Below are 16,797 nucleotides of genomic sequence, written 5' to 3' on the forward strand. Positions count from 1 at the left end.
GCGAAGAATCATCTTCGAAACGGCCGCCCAACAAGGCACCCCGCCCAGCGATATGCGACCATCGCAGCTCTGCGCGCTCCTGAGCCCGCACAGAAAAAAGCCGCCCCGGAGGGAGCGGCTTGGAGGAGTCTTCAGGGAGGCATCAAACAGAGCGGACGAGTAGGTCCAACTCCACATCCAGAAAACTGGATGCCTCTTTATCAATCAAAAACCTTAATACCTCGTAAATACCAGTCTTCGCGAGCGATCACGCCGCCAGACTGTCGAACAGCCCGCGCCCGTCGGTGCCGCCGATCAGATCCTCGACGAAGTTCTCCGGGTGCGGCATCATGCCGAGCACGTTGCGGTTCTCCGACAGGACGCCCGCGATCGCGTTGAGCGAGCCGTTGCGGTTGGCCTCGACGGTGATGGTCCCCGCCGCGTCGCAGTACCGGAAGGCCACCCGGCCCTCGCCCTCGATCCGCGCCAGAGTCTCGGGATCGGCGAAATAGTTGCCCTCGCCGTGGGCGACGCAGACGTCGATGACCTGACCCTGCCGGTAGGCGCTGGTGAAGCGGGTATCGGTGCGCTCGACCCGGAGCGTCTGCCGGTGGCAGATGAAGCGCCGGTTCACGTTGCGCATCAGGACGCCCGGCAGCAGGCCGGATTCGCACAGGATCTGGAAGCCGTTGCAGATGCCGAGCACGAGGCCGCCCCGGGCCGCATGCGCCCGCACCGCATCCATGGCGGCCGCCCGTCCGGCGATCGCTCCGCAGCGCAGATAGTCGCCGTAGGAAAAGCCGCCCGGCAGGACGGCGAGGTCGGTGCCGGCCGGCAGCTCGTGATCCGCGTGCCAGACGAGGCTCACCCGCGCGCCCGAGCGGCGCAATGCCCGGACGACATCGCTCTCGCGGTTCGAGCCGGGGAAGACGATGACCGCGGCGTGCATCAGAGCATCTCGATCGTGTAGTTCTCGACCACCGTGTTGGCCAGGAGCTTCTCGCAGGCGGTGCGCAGCGTCGCCTCGGCGGCGGCAGCGTCGGGGGCCGCCACCTCGATGTCGAACACCTTGCCCTGCCGCACGCCCTCGACCCCCTGGATCGCCAGCGACTTGAGCGCGGCCTCGATCGCCTTGCCCTGCGGGTCCAGCACGCCGGTCTTCAGGGTGACGATAATACGGGCTTTCATGGATTCTCGGGTCTCGCGCGTCGCCGGGACGAGGGTCTCACCTGCGGCAACGTTTCACAGGCTGCCGCGGTTCTCTGTAGCAGGAAGGCCGCCGGCCTGTCGAACGCGGGTCGCGTCATCGACGGGGCGAGGCGGCACCCGCGCGCAGCGGTTCGATGCTGATCGCCCGCCGCCAGAGCTGCAGCATGATCCAGGCCGCGAACAGGCTGAACAGACCCATCAGGACATGGCCGACCCGGTCCCCGAGATCGAACAGGCCGGCCAGCGCCCAGCCGGCCGCGATGGCCACAGCGAACACCTCGGTGCCCACGAGGACCATCATGCTCACGATGGTGATGGCGTTGCGCCCGTTCACGCGATCGACCCCTGAAAATAGGACGGGTCCCGGACGAAACCGTCCGAGACCCGCGCAGCTAGCCCGGCAGGGCCGCCGATGCAACCAAGCGCACCCCTGTTAGCGCGGCGCGCGCTTCGCCAGGATCCGCTGCAGCGTCCGCCGATGCATGTTCAGGCGCCGGGCCGTCTCGCTGACATTGCGGCCGCACAGCTCGTAGACCCGCTGGATGTGCTCCCACCGGACCCTGTCGGCCGACATCGGGTTCTCGGGCGGATCGGCCCGCTCGCCGGGCTGCGCCATCAGCGTGCCGTGGATCTCGTCGGCATCGGCGGGCTTGGCGAGATAGTCGAAGGCGCCGAGCTTCACCGCGGTGACCGCGGTTGCGATGTTGCCGTAGCCGGTCAGGATCACGCCGCGTGCTTCCGGGCGGCGCTCCTTCAGGCGGGCGATCACGTCGAGGCCGTTGCCGTCGCCGAGGCGCATGTCGATCACCGCGAAGGCCGGGGCCCGGGCTTCGACGGCCGAGACGCCGTCCGCGACGCTGTCGGCCACCTGCACGTGGTAGCCGCGGCTCTCCATGGCGCGTGCGAGACGGGTCTGGAAGGGCTTGTCGTCATCGACGATCAGCAGGCTGCGGTCGGAGAAGGCGGCCAGTGGATCGGCGTCGCTGAGTACGGCAGCGTCGGTCGCCGCCGCGGTCCCGGGCTGCGTAAGCATCGGGCGTTCCTTTCAGGTTTTCATCGTCAGTTCTTGGTCTGTCCCTTATATAGGAACGACATCGCGCGGGGGCAGGGGGTGTTGGATATTGAGTTCCGGCGAATGACGCGGCGCTGCCCCGCGCTCGAAGATGTGGCGGGCCCAGGACACGCGCACCACCGCCCCGTGGGATTCCGGCGTGGGCACGTTCATCAGCACGAGCTGGGCGCCTGAGCGCTCGATCAGGGTCTTGGCGATGAACAGCCCGAGCCCCAGCCCCGCCCCGACGGTCCCGCCCGATTGCGGCCGGTCCTGACTGCGGGTGGTTACGTAGGGCTCGCCGGCCCGCAGCAGAACCTCGCTGGAGAAGCCCGGGCCGTCGTCCCGGATCTCGAGCCAGACCCGCTCCTGGCTCCAGCGTCCTTCCACGGATACCCGCGCCTCGGCGAAGTCCGCGGCGTTGTCGAGGATGTTGGCGAGACCGAACATCACCCCCGGGTTGCGGCGGCAGGCCGGCTCGGGCCCGTCCCCGAGGCTCGTGATGTCGAGCGCGGTGCCGAGCGCCCGCTGCGGCGCCACCAGCTCCTCGACGAGGTGGCTGAACGTGACCGTCTCCAGGAAGCCGGCGCCGGCGCCGTCGCCGTCGAGCGAGGTGAGCTTGCCCAGGATGCCGCGGCAGCGGTCGACCTGCTCGCGCAGCAGATTCAGATCCTCCGCCACCGCGGGCGAGGCGGTCGGGCCGAGCTGGCGGATCAGCTCCTTGGTGACCAGCATGATGGTGCCGAGCGGGGTGCCCAACTCGTGGGCGGCCGCGGCCGCCAGCCCGTCGAGCTGGGACAGGTGCTGCTCGCGGGCGAGCACGAGCTCGGTGGCGGCCAGCGCCTGGGCGAGGAGCCGCGTCTCCTCCGCCACCCGCCACGCGTAGACGCCCGTGAAGGCGGTGCCGAGCAGGATCGCGGTCCAGACGCCCGAGACGTACAGGAACGGCAATTCGATCCGCCCGTCCGCGAACCAGGGAAGGGGCCGATGGACCAGGGCCAGCAGGGTCGCGAGACCCACCGCCAGCAGGCCGAGCGCCAGCGTCCGCTCCGGCGGCAGGGCGGTCGCCGAGATCAGCACGGGGGCGAGGAACAGCAGCGAGAACGGGTTCTGCAGCCCGCCCGTGAGAAACAGCAGGGCGGCGAGCTGCACGATGTCGAACGCGAGGAGCAAGGCCGCGGAATCGTCGCTGAGCCGGTAGCTCGCCGGGAAGCGGATGCGCAGCGCGAGGTTCAGCCAGGACGAGGTGGCGATCACCAGGAAGCACCAGCCGAAGGGCAGCGGCAGGCCGAGGCCGAACTGCGCCCCGACCACGGCCGCGCTCTGGCCGGTGATGGCGAGCCAGCGCAGGCGGACGAAGGTGTCGAGCCGCAGGTGTCGCGCGTCGCGGACGAGGCCGTTCAGATCGGAATCGGGCATGCACTGCTTCGGTGAGGCGTCGGACGGACTGGGCCGGTACGAACGTTTCGCGACAGCCGGCGACGTTCAAGGCCGGCGATGTCGCGGATGCGGGAGGCCGGCAAGTCTTCCGGGGCAAGTTCTCCGGTGAACGTCATCCGGGGCAAGTCATCCGGGCCGAATCGTCACAGGCGTCATCGTCACAGGGAAATCGTCCCCACCTGGGGATGTTCCATTATCGTTCAGGGTGGAACATTATCCTGCCGATTCTGGTCGGGGGTGTTCGGTGCCGGTTGGCACGCAACACCGAAGGCCGGCGGCAGACCGTGAGGTAACGATGCTCCTGGCCTATTCGATGTACGAGGGCGCCCGCGCCCTGATGACGCCGGCCCGGGTTGCCGCGGATCTCACGCGTTACGGCCTCCAGATTCCCGGCAATCCCCTGGCCTACGGGCCCTACGCGCGGGCGGTCAGCGCCGGCTGCGAGATGTTCGAGCGCGTCACCCGCCAGTACGGCAAGCCGGCCTTCGGCTTCACCGAGACGATGGTCGACGGCCAAGCGGTGCCGGTCAGCGAGCGGGTGGTGTGGGAGCGGCCGTTCTGCCGCCTGATCGCCTTCGACCGCGCCTTCCCGACGCCGCCCACCGAGGCGCAACCGAAGCTGCTGATCGTGGCGCCGATGTCCGGACACTACGCCACGCTGCTGCGCGGCACCGTGGAGGCGATGCTGCCGAACCACCGGGTGTTCGTCACCGACTGGACCGACGCCCGGATGGTGCCGCTGCTGGCCGGCCGCTTCGACCTCGACGACTACATCGACTACCTGCAGGAGATCTTCGCCGTCCTGGGGCCGGATCTGCACGTCATGGCGGTGTGCCAGCCGGCGGTGCCGGTCTTCGCCGCGGTGGCGCTGATGGAGGCGGCCGACGAGCCCGCCGTGCCGAGCTCGATGACCCTGATGGGCGGCCCGATCGACACGCGCCGCTCGCCCACCGCGGTGAACTGCCTCGCGCAGGAGCGCGGCCAGAAGTGGTTCGAGCAGAACACGATCAGCCTCGTGCCGCCGATCTACCCGGGGGCGTGGCGCCGGGTCTATCCGGGCTTCCTGCAGCTCTCGGGCTTCATGGCGATGAATCTCGACCGGCACGTCACCGCCCATTCGGACATGTTCGACCATCTGGTGGGCGGCGACGGCGACTCGGCCGAGAAGCACCGGGAGTTCTACGACGAGTACCTCGCGGTGATGGATCTCACCGCCGAGTACTACCTCCAGACGGTGCAGACCGTGTTCGTGAACCACGCCTTGCCGAAGGGTGAGATGCAGCACCGGGGCGTTCCGGTCGATCTCGGGGCGATCCGCCGCTGCGCGATCCTGGCGGTCGAGGGCGAGAACGACGACATCTCCGGCGTCGGCCAGACCAAGGCGGCGCTCGACCTGACGCCGAACCTGCCCGACGCGCGCAAAGCCTATCACCTCCAGGCCGGGGTGGGGCATTACGGGGTGTTCAACGGCTCCCGCTACCGCACGGTGATCGCACCGCGCATCGCCGCCTTCATCCGCGCCATGCAGGCGGTGCCGGCCGCGCGCGGCGGGCATCTGCGGCAGGTGGGCTGACCGGGCCGCAGGTTTCCCTCTCCGCAGGGGCTTGTGAATTCACGCTGTGCCGACTGCGCCGAGGCTGGACGCAGTTTCCCCCTCGCCCCGCTTGCGGGGAGAGGCGGCAGCCGAAGGTGAGGGGGGCTCGAATGGAGGAGTCCCTTCCGGAGCCGCCCCCTCACCGCCGCTGCGGCTTCGCCTCCGCTTCCCGCACGGACGACGAAGCCCGTGCGGGCCTCTCCCCGCACGCGGGGGGAGGGGGTGTCGCGCGCATCAAACCCGAAATGTGAATATCGTCGTCCGCGGAGGGGGGAGGGAGACACGCGTGCCGTGAAGCGGCCTCGATGACCGCGCGCCCCTCGACCCGTCACAGAACCCGTCGCGGATCGAGCGCATCGCGCAGACCGTCGCCGATGAAGTTGATCGACAGCACGGTCAAAAAAATCGCGCCCCCCGGGAACAGCGCCCAATGCGGCGCCACGTCGAGGTGGTCCTTGGCGTCGAACAGCAGGCGTCCCCAGGTCGGGATGTCGGGCGGGAAGCCGAGCCCCAGGAACGAGAGCGTCGATTCCGCGATGATCGCCGCCGAGACCTCGATCGAGGCGGCCACGATCACCGGCCCCAGCGCGTTCGGCAGGATGTGGCGGCGCACGAGGTGCCCGGTGGTCGCCCCCTGCGAGCGGGCCGCCTCCACGAACTCCTTCTCACGCAAGGTCAGGAACTGCGCCCGCACCAGCCGGGCGACCGGCATCCAGCGCAGGCCCCCGATCACCGCGACGATCATCAGGAACACGCCGCCCTGTGTGCCGAACACGGCCTTCAGGCTGTCGCGGAACAGGTAGATCACCAGCAGCAGCAGCGGCAGCTGCGGCAGCGACAGGAACAGGTCGGTCAGCCACATCAGCACCGGGTCGAGGAGGCGGCGCGACATGCCGGCCAGCGCGCCCACCAGCACCCCGATCAGGCTCGCCACCGCCATGGCGGCGAAGCCGACGGCAAGCGAGATCCGGCCGCCATGGATCATCCGGGCCAAGAGATCCTGGCCGAGGTCGTCGGTGCCGAACGGGTGATCCCAGGACGGGCCCTGGAGCTGGGCCGCGAAGTCGATATCGTCGATGGCGACCGGCCAGAGCAGGCCGCCGAACATCACGCCGGCGACCAGTACGGCCAGCACGCCGACGCTCGCCAGCGCCAGCCGATGCCGCGGGAAGCGCCGCCACGTCTCCCGCCCCGGCGAGGCCGGTGCGCGGGCAGGGGCCATCGCCTCATCGGAGGGCGATGCGAGGGTCGAGCCAGCCATAGAGCAGGTCCGCGACGAGGTTGAACAGGATGACGAGGCCGGCGAACACGAAGGTCACCGCCATCACCACCGGCGTGTCGTTGGCCAGCATCGCGTCGATCAGCAGCGAGCCGATGCCGGGAATCCGGAAGATCTGCTCGGTGACGATGGCGCCGCCGAACACCGCCGGGATCTGGAGGGCGACCAGCGTCACCACCGGGATCAGGGCGTTGCGGGCGATGTGCCGGCGGGTCACCGTGCCCTCGGAGAGGCCCTTGGCGCGGGCCGTGGTGACGTAGTCGAGCCGGGCGACGTCCAGCGCCGAGGCGCGCACGTACCGGGTGTAGGAGGCGGCCTGGAAGAAGCCCAGCACCGCCACCGGCATGATCGCCTGCCGGATGTTCGCCCAGACCCAGGGCAGGCCGGAGCCCGGCAGGTCGGCCTGGTAGACGAAGGGCAGCCAGCCGAGCTTGATCGAGAACAGCAGGATGAACAGCAGGCCGGTGAAGAAGGTCGGCAGCGAGAAGCCCACGAAGGCCAGGGTGTTGGCGACCTGATCGGCCAGCGAATAGGGCCGGCGCGCCGCATAGAGGCCGACCGGCACCGCGATCAGCAGCGCCAGCACCTGGGAGGAGCCGACGATGAACAGGGTCGTCGGCAGCCGCTGCAGGATCAGCGCATCGACGTTGACCCGGCTGGCGAAGGAGAAGCCCCAATCGCCGTGCAGCATGGCGGTGAGCCAGTGCAGGTAGCGGGTGAAGATCGGGTCATCGAGGCCGAACTTCACCCGCAGGGCGGCCCGCACCTCCGGGGGCACGTTCGGGTTGCTGGCGAGTTCGCCGAACGGGTCGCCGGGCGCGAGCGCCAGGACGGTGAACAGGATCAGGCTGATGCCGAGCAGGCTCGGGATCGCGATCAGGAGGCGTCGCAGGATGTAGGCGCCCATGGCCCCGCTCCCGCTCAGGCCTCCCGGTACCAATCGGGCAGGAACGACAGGTCGTTGTCCCAGCCGCTGCGGGGCGCGGTCAGCGTGGCGCCCACCGCCGAGACCTCGGCCCGGTGGATCAGCGGCAGCACGTTCTCGGAGACCGCGAGGTCGTTGCAGGTGATGAGCAGCGCCGCGCGCTTGACCGCGTCGAGCTCGCTCTGGGCGGCGTTGTAGGCCTTGTCGTAGGCGTCGTTGCGCCAGCGCACGACGTTGCGGCCCTGCCACTTGTTGGCTTTCTGGGCGACCTCCCAGGAGGCGTACATCAGCAGCCAGATCGCCGGATCGGCCTGGGTCATGCTGTAGGCGTACATCTCCATGTCGGCGTAGAAATGCGTGCAGGTGTCGGGGTTGGCCGGGTCGGACGAGAAGAACACCGAACCGGTCACGGATTTCAGCTCGATCTCGATGCCGGCCTTGGCGGCCGCCTGCTTGATGATCGCTTGGGTCTTCTGGCGCGGGGCGTTGATCGAGGTCTGGAAGACCAGCTTGAGCTTCTTGCCGTCCTTGGCGCGGATGCCGTCCGAACCCTTGGTCCAGCCGGCCTCGTCGAGCAGCGCGTTGGCGCGTGCCGGGTCGAAGGCGAAGCTGGTATCCTTCGAGACGAAGCGCTCCGGGCCGTTGACCGTGTTGGCGGTGGCCCTGCCGGTGCGGCCGTAGATGAAGGTCTGGATCGACTTGCGGTCGACGAGCAGATTCAGCGCCCGGCAGACCTTCGGGTCCGAGAAGGCGGGGTGCTTCGTCGTGATCGAAGACCGCTCGCCGTCCACCTCGACGTTCGGGTCGGTGGCGTTGAGCAGCAGGAATTCCAGCTTGCCGCCGTACACCACGTCGACCCGGCCCTTGCCGCCGGTCTCCAGGCGCTTCAGCACCTCGTCCTCGATCAGCATGTTCCAGGCGTAGTCGTACTCGCCGGTCTGGAGCACCGCGCGGGCGGCCGAGACCGCGTCGCCGCCGCCCTTCATCTCGATCGTGTCGAAATACGGCCGGTTCGGCAGGTGGTAATCCGGGTTGCGCTCGCCGCGGACGATGTCGCCGGGCCGGAACTCCACGAACCGGTACGGGCCGGTGCCCACCGGGGCGAGGTTCTGCGGCGCGTCGCGGGATTTGGCGCCGCTATAGGGGCCGAACAGGTGCTGCGGCAGCACCATCCCGACGATGCCCACGAAGGCGTCGCACCAGTAGGGCGTCGGCTTGTCGAACACGACCCGGACGCTGAGGTCGTCGATCTTCTCGACCTTGCAATCCTTGTAGGAGCCGGCCGTCACCGCCGCGGTGGCGGGGTCGCGGGCATACGCCCAGGTGAACACGAGGTCGTCGGCGGTGAGCGGCTTGCCGTCGTGCCACTTCACCCCGGGCTTGAGCGTCCAGACCACCGAGCGGCCGTCGGCGGCCAGCGCCCCGTTCTCCTTGGATGGGATCGTGGCGGCCAGCACCGGCGCAAGGTTGCCGTCCGCGTCCCAGGCGGCGAGCGGCTCGTAGAAGATCCGCGAGGCGTCCTGGTCCTTGGTGCCGATCGCGAAATGCGGGTTGATCAGCGTCGGCGCCTGCCACCAGAGCAGCTTGAGCGCGCCGCCGCCGCCGGCCTTGGTCGGCTTGTAGCCGGCCCGGATATCGGCCGCCATCGCGACCCCGTTGCCGGCGAGCATCAGCCCGGCCATCGGCGCGGTGAGGCCCAAAGCCACGATCCGCTGCACGAAGGCACGCCGCGACAGGCGGCCGTCCTTCACACGTCCGATGAGGCCGTGCAGATCCCGCTCGTCCATGATCATTCCTGGTTGCCGCCGCGACCGGCACAGCATCATTCCGAGTGTGCCCTTGGCAAGGGGCGGGCCAGTGACGCGTCCCGCGAAACGTGTTGACGATCCTGCATTCCGGACGCCTTCCTGGCCCCGGCCCTGCATGCAGGAACGCCCGCCAGGGTGCCGCGGGTTCGATCGGTACCACACCGGGAGACGACACGATGGATAACCGCAACACCGTGTGGCGCCATGTCGACGCCCGGAAGGAGCGGCTGATCGCCCTGTCGGAGCGGGTCTGGAGCATGCCGGAGGTCTGCTACACGGAAGAACGCTCCTGCGCCGAGCACGTCGCCGAGCTGCGCCACCAGGGCTTCCGCGTCACCGAGCGGGTCGCCGGCATCCCCACCGCGGTGATGGGCGAGGCCGGCGAGGGCGGGCCGGTCATCGCCTTCCTCGGCGAGTACGATGCGCTGCCCGGCCTGTCGCAGGAGGCGGGCGTGGCCGAGCATCGGCCGATCGAACCGGGCGGGCACGGCCATGGCTGCGGCCACAACCTCCTCGGCTCGGCGGCTCTGCTGGCCGCCACCGCCGTCAAGGACTGGCTCGCCGAGACCGGCACCCCCGGGCGCGTGCGCTATTACGGCTGCCCGGCCGAGGAGGGCGGGGCCGCCAAGGCCTTCATGGTCCGCGCCGGTGCCTTCGCGGATGCCGACATCGCGATCTCCTGGCACCCGGCGAGCTTCTGGGAGGTGGCGCCGCCGGCCGCGCTCGCCAACACGCGGGCGGATTTCACCTTCACCGGGCGGACCGCCCACGCCGCGGCGGCCCCGCATCTCGGACGCTCGGCGCTCGACGCCGTGGAGCTGATGAGCGTCGGCGTGAACTACATGCGCGAGCACATGCCCTCGGATGCCCGGGTGCACTACGCCTATCTCGACGCGGGCGGCATCGCGCCGAACGTCGTCCAGGCGCGGGCGCGCGTGCGCTACTCGATCCGCGCCCGCGATCTGCCCGGCATGCTGGCCCTGGTGGAGCGGGTGAAAAAGGTGGCGCAGGGCGCCGCGCTGATGACCGAGACCGAGGTCGAGGTGCGGATCGTCAGCGCCGTGTCGAACCTCCTGGGCAACACGCCGCTGGAGCAGGCGCTCCACGGGGTGATGGAGGAGCTGGGCCCGCCCCCCTTCGACGATGCCGACCGGGATTTTGCGCACGAGATCCGGGCGACGCTCGGCGACGGCGACATCGACGCGGTGTTCCGCGCGATCGGGATGCCGCGCACCGAGGCGCCGCTCGCGGATTTCCTCGTGCCGCTCGACGCCCCGCGCAACCCCGCGATCGGCTCGACCGATGTGGGCGATGTGAGCTGGGTGGTGCCGACCGTGCAGGCGCATGCCCCGACCGTGGCGATCGGCACGCCGTTCCACACCTGGCAGGTGGTGGCGCAGGGAAAGACCCCGGCGGCCCACAAGGCGATGGTGCAGGTCGCCAAGGCGATGGCGGCCACCGGCACCCGGGCGCTGACCGATGCGGCCCTGCGGGACGCCGCCCAGGCGGATCTCGCCCGGCGGCGCGGCGCGGCCGGCTATGTCTCGCCGCTGCCCCCGGAGGTCGAGCCGCCGCTGCGCATGTCGCTGGCGTGAGGTGGAGGGGGCACAGATGGTCCGGGATCCGGGCGGACCACGGACGCTGACCGGAGGGCGCAACGTGCTCCCTCTCCCGTGCGGGAGAGGGGACCCGCGCCTCATCGTGCTGCCGTATCGCAGCTCATGACGCGTGAATTTGGCAACCCTACCGCCTCAGGCGGACAGCGAAGCCCCGCCGCTGGCATAGCGGCTCGGTGGCCGCGCCAGCCCGAGATGGTCGCGCAGGGTCGTGCCCGCGTAGTCGCGGCGGAACAGGCCGCGCCGCTGCAGGATCGGCACGACCGCGTCCACGAAGGTCTCCAGCCCGTCCGGCAGCACGTCGGGCATCAGGTTGAAGCCGTCCGCCGCGCCCGCCCGGAACCACGCCTCGATATCGTCGGCGATCGACTCCGGGGTGCCCGCCACGATGCGGTGGCCGACGCCGCCGCCCAAAGCCCGCAGGAGCTGGCGCACCGTCAGCCCGTCCCGCCGGGCGAGCGCGACCGTCCCGAAGAACATCGTGTGGTTGGCGTCCGGCGGCAGGGGCAGCGGGTCGGGCAAAGGCTTGTCGAGGTCGAGCCGCGCGGGGTCGATCCGCAGCGTCCCGGCGAGCCGGGCGAGGCTGTACTCCAGGGGCACGAGATCCCAGAGTTCGTCCTGGCGCCGCCGCGCCTCGGCCTCCGTGGAGCCGATCACCGTGGCGAGGCCGGGCAGGATCACCAGCGCGTCCGGCCCGCGCCCGTAGCGCGCCGCCCGCGCCCGCAGGTCCCGGGCATACGCCACCCCGTCCGCGATGGTCTGGGCGAGCGAGAACACCGCGTCCGCGGTGGCGGCGGCGAGTTCGCGCCCGTCCTCCGAGCCGCCCGCCTGGAAGGTCACCGGGCGGCCCTGCGGGCTGCGCGGCACCGTGAGCGGACCGGCCACGGTGTAGTGCGCGCCGCGATGGTTCACCGCGTGGACCTTGTCGGCGTCGATGAACCGGCCGCTCGCCGTGTCGCCGAGGAACGCGTCGTCCTCCCAGCTGTCCCACAGGGTGTGGACGAGGTCGGTGAATTCCCGTGCCCTTGCGTAGCGCGCCCCATGCTCGGAGGCGCCCGTGAAGCCGAAATTGCGGCCCGCGGCGGCGTCCGCGGTGGTCACCACGTTCCAGCCCACCCGGCCGCGGCTCACGAGGTCGAGGCTCGCGAAGCGGCGGGCGAGGTTGAACGGCTCGTTGTAGGTCGTCGAGGCGGTGGCCACGAGGCCGACATGGCGCGTCACCGCCGCGATGCTCGCCAGCACCACCGTGGGTTCGAGGGCGTTGAACGGCCGGTAGTCGATCCGGTCGTTGATCGCGGGCGTGTCGGCCAGGAAGATCGCATCGAGCTTGCCCCGCTCGGCGACACGGGCGACGCGGATGAAGTGGTCGATATCCACGAAGGCGTCCGGCTGGCTCCCCGGCAGCCGCCACGCGGACGGGTAGACGCCGGAATGCAGCAGGTTGACGTTGAGATGCAGGGTGCGGCCGGTCATGGGTGGGCTCGGGTCAGCGGACGCGCGGCAGAACCTGCCCGGCGAAGCGGCGCATCTCCGCCTCGAACGGCTGGAACTGCAGCATGAACAGGTCGATCCCGGCGGCGTGGAACGCGCGGATCCGCTCCGCCACATGGGCGTAGCTGCCCACCAGCCCGGCCGCGGTGCCGCCGTTGGTGCCGACATGTCGGGCGGCGGCCGCGTCGGTCTTGGCGAACATCACGCTGGCCGTGTCGGTGCGGGCGCGGGTGTCGGCGCGCAGGTCCGCGTCGCGCTGCGCCAGGGCGAGGAGCCGCGCGTGCTCGGCTTGCGCCTCCGCGTCGGTGTCCCGGGCAATCACGAAGGCCGAGAGGCCGTAGCGCAGCGGGCCGTTGGCCGCGGGACGCCGCGCCACGTCGGCGATCAGGCCTGCGACGTCGGCCAGCGGTTGGCCGTTGATGAACCAGACATCGGCGTGGTCGGCCGCCAGCGCCCGGGCGGGCTCGGACTCGCCGCCGACATAGAGGGTCGGCCGGGGCCGGACCGTACCGGCGGGGCGGAGCTGGTAATCCTCGACCTGGAAGTGCGCGCCCGCGAAGGTGACGCGCTCGCCGCGCATCAGCCGGTCCACGAGGCCGATCCATTCCCGCCCGTAGGCGTAGCGGTCGTCATGGGCGGGGAAGGGGAGTCCGGCCCGCACGAACTCGGCGCGGTTCCAGGCATTCACGAGGTTCAGCGCAAAGCGGCCGCCGCTGATATGCTCGATCTGCAGCGCCATCTTGGCGAGCACCACCGGATGGTAGAGCCCCGGCTTGATCGCCGCGATGATCTCGATGCGGCGGGTCAGCGCCGCGAGCGCCGCCGCAGCGGTCCAGGCCTCCAGCTGGTCCCGCTCCGCGTCGTAGGGGTTCATCGTGTGCTGGGCGACCAGCACGGAATCGAAGCCCAGGGCCTCGGCCTCCAGCACCAGGGCGCGGTTGCGCTCCCAGCTGGCGTCGTCCGGCTCGTCGGGATCGTGGTGCGCGGCCCGGGAGCCGTGGACGGCCGCCCAGATGCCGAAGCGGGGCGCGGTGACGGAACCGGCCATCGGCTCAGCCCCGCCCGGCCGGCGGCTGCCAGATCGGCACCGCGGTGGCGTCGATCCGGCGGGGGATGAGCTTGGCCTCGTGGAACACGTCGGCGATGGCCTGCTGCTCGCCGAGCTGGCTGCGCTCCACCGGCTCGACCGCGTAGGTCCGGCGGCTGTTGGCGGCGGCCACGACGGGCGGCGGCAGGTCGCCCCAGATCGGGGCCAGCAGCGCCACGGCCGCCTCGGGGTTGGCCCGCATCCAGGCGCCGGCCTCGACCAGCGACCGGTAGATCGTGGCCACCACCTCCGGCTGTGCGGCGACGAAGCTGTCGTTGACGAGGTAGTAGCGGTGATAGCTGGTCAGACCGGTGGCGTCGGCGATGACCCGCACCGGGCGCTTGGCCTCCGCGAAGGCGAGGAACGGGTCCCAGATCGACCACGCGTCGAGGCTGCCCTGCTCGAAGGCGGCCGCGCCCTCGGGGGCCTGGAGATAGGCCGGCTTGATGTCGGCGAAGGTCAGCCCGGCGCGCTTCAGGGCAGCGGCCAGCACGTAGTGGCTGCCCGAGCCTCGGGACACGCCGACCGTGCGGCCCTTGAGGTCCGCCACCGTGCGGATCGGCGAGTCCGCCGGCACGATGATCGCCTCGGCGGCCGGCGCGCCGCGCTCGCGGGCGTAGAAGGTCAGGGGCGCCCGGGCCGCCTGCGTGAAGATCGGCACCGCATCGGCGACGTCAGCGTGGATATCGACCGCGCCGGCCGTCATCGGCTCGATCACGCTGGTGAACAGGTGCCAGCTCGGCGCGAAGCCCAGCGGCGCGAGGCGCTCGGCCAGCGTGCCCTTCACCTTCAGCACGGTGAACAGCACCGAGGAGCGCTGCATGCTGATCTTCACCTCACGCGGCGCCGCGTGCACGGACGGCGCGCCGAGCGCCACGGCGGCAGCTCCGCCGAGGCCGGCGCGCAGGAGCCGGCGCCGGGACAGGGTTTCGTCGGTCATCGGGCGCTCGGGGGGCATCGGGTCAGGTGGGATGAGGGGCGGGAGACTTGGGCTCGGCGCTGAGTCGGCGAAGCTCTTCGCCGCATCGCGACCGCCTCCATTGGTGGCCGAAGTCGATTTCCGGATCAATGAAACAGTTTTTCGATCTTTCCGCCGCTCGTGGAAGTCGATCCTTCATCGGATCGTATCGGCAGCGATGCTGTTTCGATTGATAGCCGACAACCTGCGCCCGCGGTGATCGCGCGTATCCCGGATGAGCCGGCGTCCTCGGTGCGGCAACGGGAAACGACTGCGTCGAACACGGGAAACCGTTTTCTCCTCAACCCACCGCGCGCAAGATGAAAGTATTCCGATGGCGTCCATAGGGGAATGACGCTTCCAAAGGCGCGGCCGAACGTCGGTTCGCTCTTGAGATCGGAAAAGAACTTCGCGATTCCATGGCTCGGCCCATCGGTCGGGCTTGGAATTGGGCAGGCCTGGAATTGGGCAGGCTTGGAATTGGGCAGGCTTGGAATTGGGAATGGGTGCCATGTCGCAGACGGAAGCGGGCTGGGGCGCGGGTCCGAGCGCGCGCTACGAGGCGCTGGCCGAGCGCTTCCGCCCGGTCTTTGCCGAGATCCGGGCCACCGCGGCGGAGCGGGACCGGACCCGCGGCCTGCCCCATGCCGAGATCGGCTGGTTGCGGGAGGCGAATTTCACGACCCTGCGGCTCGCCCCGGAGGATGGCGGCCACGGCGCCAGCCTGCCCGAACTGTTCGCCCTGCTGATCGAGCTGTCGAGCGCCGATTCCAACGTCACCAACGCGCTGCGGGCGCATTTCGGCTTCACCGAGGATGCGCTCTGCTCATCGTCGCCCGAATGGCGCGCCGCCTGGATCGCGCGGATCGCCGCCGGGGCGACGATCGGCAGCGGCGTCTCGGAGACCGGCCCCGCCAAGGTCGGCGCGTTCGACACGGTGGTGCGCCACCGGGACGGACATCCTGTGGTCGACGGCCGGAAGTTCTACACCACCGGCTCTTTGTTTGCCGACTACATTCACCTCGCGGCCGAGGATGAGGCCGGGGAGGCCGTGACCGCGGCGGTGCCGGTGCGGGCCCCCGGCGTGACCATCGTGGACGATTGGGACGGGTTCGGGCAGGCGCTGACCGCCAGCGGCACCGCGACCTTCGCGGGCGTCGTGCTCGATCCGGACCTGATCAAGCCGGATGCGCCCCGCTTCCCCTACGCGATGGCGTATTTCCAGCTCGTGCACCTCGCCACCCTCGCCGGGATCGGCCGGGCGGCGGCCGAGGACGTGGCCCGGCTGGTGGCCGAACGCACCCGGGTCTACAGCCACGGCAATGCCGGGCGCACCGCGGACGATCCGCAGATCCAGGCGGTGGTCGGCCGGGTCCGGGGCAACGCCTACGCGGCCGGCGCCATCGTGCTGAAGGCCGCCGAAGCGCTCGAACGGGCCTACGCAACGCACCAGGCCGGGGACGGCTCGGCTGCCGACCGGGCGGCGACGCTCGCCGATGTCGAGGTCAACCAGGCGGTGAGCGTGGTGACCGATCTCGTGCTGCAGGCGACGACGACGCTGTTCGACGCCCTCGGCGCCTCCGCGGTGAAGACGGGGCTCGGGCTCGACCGCTACTGGCGCAACGCGCGGACCATCGCGTCCCACAATCCGCGGATTTACCGGGACCGGATCGTCGGCGCCTTCGCCATCACGGGCGCGACGCCGCCCCGGCAATACCGGGTCGGCACGGCGTGACGCTTCCGCGCCGGGTGGCCGATCCGGTCAATGCATGTGGGCGAGCCGGCCGCGCACCTGGGCGCGGGCGAGGCAGAAGCCGAGTTCCATCAGCAGCGCCTCGGTCAGGGCCACGGCCTTCGGCTCTCCCAGATCCTTGAGGGTGCGGTAGCTCGCCAGAACGAGGTCCACGACCTGCTCCAGCGGCGGCGTCGCCTGGGAGATCCGCGAGGCGACGAGCGGATCGTCGCTGGCGTCGCTCTGCGTGATGTCCACCACGATGCCGCGGCCCACCACCACGGTGCCGGTCTCGTCCGGATCGAACTTTCCGCGGGCCAGGATCCGGCGGATCTGGCCGTCGGCCGAGCAGACCCGGTGCTCGGCGATGAACCACCCGCCGGCCTCCGCGCATCCGAGGATGTGCTCCATGACGTGCGCGCGGTCATCCGGATGGACGCCGTTGTTGAAGGTCTCGAACGGGATGCCCCGCGCGCCGAACTCGGGTGTGAAGCCGAACAGCTGGGCCACGATGGGATCGGCCATCACGACGCCCCGGCGCACGTCGATCTGCCAGCGGCCCACAGTATCGGCATCGTCGAGAACGGTCTGCAGCTCCTCGTGCCCCGGATGGGCGCTCACGCCTCCC

15 protein-coding genes are annotated in these 16,797 nt (G+C 70.4%); 3 read left to right on the forward strand and 12 right to left on the reverse strand.

The window, feature by feature from the left end; all coding sequences use genetic code 11:
* Window positions 1-247: 247 nt before the first annotated feature.
* The 5 genes from purQ to OXS27_RS13425 form a co-directional block, all read right to left on the reverse strand.
* Complete coding sequence (gene purQ, locus OXS27_RS13405; RefSeq protein WP_267356569.1) at window positions 248-928, reverse strand: phosphoribosylformylglycinamidine synthase subunit PurQ; 681 nt, start codon at window positions 926-928, stop codon at window positions 248-250.
* A complete protein-coding gene (gene purS, locus OXS27_RS13410) occupies window positions 928-1,167 on the reverse strand; it encodes a phosphoribosylformylglycinamidine synthase subunit PurS (protein WP_243917660.1) in 240 nt (79 codons plus the stop codon). The genes purQ and purS overlap by 1 nt, the downstream gene beginning before the upstream one ends.
* A gap of 115 nt (window positions 1,168-1,282) precedes the next feature.
* Window positions 1,283-1,522 carry a hypothetical protein gene (locus OXS27_RS13415; protein WP_243917669.1) on the reverse strand — a complete coding sequence of 80 codons (240 nt, stop codon included), beginning with the start codon at window positions 1,520-1,522 and terminating at the stop codon, window positions 1,283-1,285.
* A 99-nt stretch (window positions 1,523-1,621) separates the two neighbouring features.
* Window positions 1,622-2,221, reverse strand: a complete 600-nt coding sequence (locus OXS27_RS13420; protein ID WP_243917671.1) for an ActR/PrrA/RegA family redox response regulator transcription factor — start codon at window positions 2,219-2,221, stop codon at window positions 1,622-1,624.
* A gap of 45 nt (window positions 2,222-2,266) precedes the next feature.
* Window positions 2,267-3,658 (reverse strand): ActS/PrrB/RegB family redox-sensitive histidine kinase, encoded by a 1,392-nt coding sequence (locus tag OXS27_RS13425; RefSeq protein WP_243917673.1) that lies wholly within the window; start codon window positions 3,656-3,658, stop codon window positions 2,267-2,269.
* Between the two features lie 316 nt (window positions 3,659-3,974).
* On the opposite strand from OXS27_RS13425, the gene phaZ reads away from it, so the two are divergent.
* On the forward strand, window positions 3,975-5,252 hold the full coding sequence (gene phaZ, locus OXS27_RS13430; RefSeq protein WP_267356570.1) for a polyhydroxyalkanoate depolymerase: 1,278 nt from the start codon (window positions 3,975-3,977) through the stop codon (window positions 5,250-5,252).
* A gap of 349 nt (window positions 5,253-5,601) precedes the next feature.
* Here phaZ and OXS27_RS13435 read toward each other — a convergent pair whose 3' ends face one another.
* Genes OXS27_RS13435 through OXS27_RS13445 form a run of 3 tightly spaced genes read right to left on the reverse strand, consistent with a single transcriptional unit; the run spans window position 5,602 to window position 9,264 of the window.
* On the reverse strand, window positions 5,602-6,534 hold the full coding sequence (locus OXS27_RS13435) for an ABC transporter permease (RefSeq protein WP_267356572.1): 933 nt from the start codon (window positions 6,532-6,534) through the stop codon (window positions 5,602-5,604).
* Window positions 6,500-7,459, reverse strand: coding sequence for an ABC transporter permease (locus OXS27_RS13440; protein WP_243917684.1), 960 nt, complete (start codon window positions 7,457-7,459; stop codon window positions 6,500-6,502). The genes OXS27_RS13435 and OXS27_RS13440 overlap by 35 nt, the downstream gene beginning before the upstream one ends.
* A 14-nt stretch (window positions 7,460-7,473) precedes the next feature.
* Window positions 7,474-9,264 (reverse strand): peptide ABC transporter substrate-binding protein, encoded by a 1,791-nt coding sequence (locus OXS27_RS13445; RefSeq protein WP_267356574.1) that lies wholly within the window; start codon window positions 9,262-9,264, stop codon window positions 7,474-7,476.
* Window positions 9,265-9,461: 197 nt separating this feature from the next.
* Here OXS27_RS13445 and OXS27_RS13450 point away from each other — a divergent pair, with 197 nt between their 5' ends.
* Window positions 9,462-10,880 (forward strand): M20 family metallopeptidase, encoded by a 1,419-nt coding sequence (locus OXS27_RS13450; RefSeq protein ID WP_267356576.1) that lies wholly within the window; start codon window positions 9,462-9,464, stop codon window positions 10,878-10,880.
* Window positions 10,881-11,036: 156 nt separating this feature from the next.
* On the opposite strand, the gene OXS27_RS13455 is transcribed toward OXS27_RS13450, so the two are convergent.
* Genes OXS27_RS13455 through OXS27_RS13465 form a run of 3 tightly spaced genes read right to left on the reverse strand, consistent with a single transcriptional unit; the run spans window position 11,037 to window position 14,419 of the window.
* Window positions 11,037-12,374, reverse strand: a complete 1,338-nt coding sequence (locus tag OXS27_RS13455; protein WP_267356578.1) for an LLM class flavin-dependent oxidoreductase — start codon at window positions 12,372-12,374, stop codon at window positions 11,037-11,039.
* 13 nt (window positions 12,375-12,387) lie between these two features.
* Window positions 12,388-13,440: an LLM class flavin-dependent oxidoreductase gene (locus OXS27_RS13460; protein WP_267356580.1), complete on the reverse strand. Its 1,053-nt coding sequence runs from the start codon at window positions 13,438-13,440 to the stop codon at window positions 12,388-12,390.
* A gap of 4 nt (window positions 13,441-13,444) precedes the next feature.
* Entirely contained in the window at window positions 13,445-14,419 is a 975-nt protein-coding gene (locus tag OXS27_RS13465; RefSeq protein WP_267356582.1) for an ABC transporter substrate-binding protein, read from the reverse strand.
* A 529-nt stretch (window positions 14,420-14,948) separates the two neighbouring features.
* Between OXS27_RS13465 and OXS27_RS13470 the strand changes: the two genes are divergently transcribed.
* On the forward strand, window positions 14,949-16,172 hold the full coding sequence (locus tag OXS27_RS13470; RefSeq protein WP_267356584.1) for an acyl-CoA dehydrogenase family protein: 1,224 nt from the start codon (window positions 14,949-14,951) through the stop codon (window positions 16,170-16,172).
* Window positions 16,173-16,199: 27 nt separating this feature from the next.
* On the opposite strand, the gene OXS27_RS13475 is transcribed toward OXS27_RS13470, so the two are convergent.
* Window positions 16,200-16,790, reverse strand: coding sequence for a PAS domain-containing protein (locus OXS27_RS13475; protein ID WP_267356586.1), 591 nt, complete (start codon window positions 16,788-16,790; stop codon window positions 16,200-16,202).
* Window positions 16,791-16,797 lie beyond the last annotated feature (7 nt).

The organism is Methylobacterium sp. GC_Met_3, from assembly GCF_026540775.1.
Lineage (GTDB): Bacteria > Pseudomonadota > Alphaproteobacteria > Rhizobiales > Beijerinckiaceae > Methylobacterium.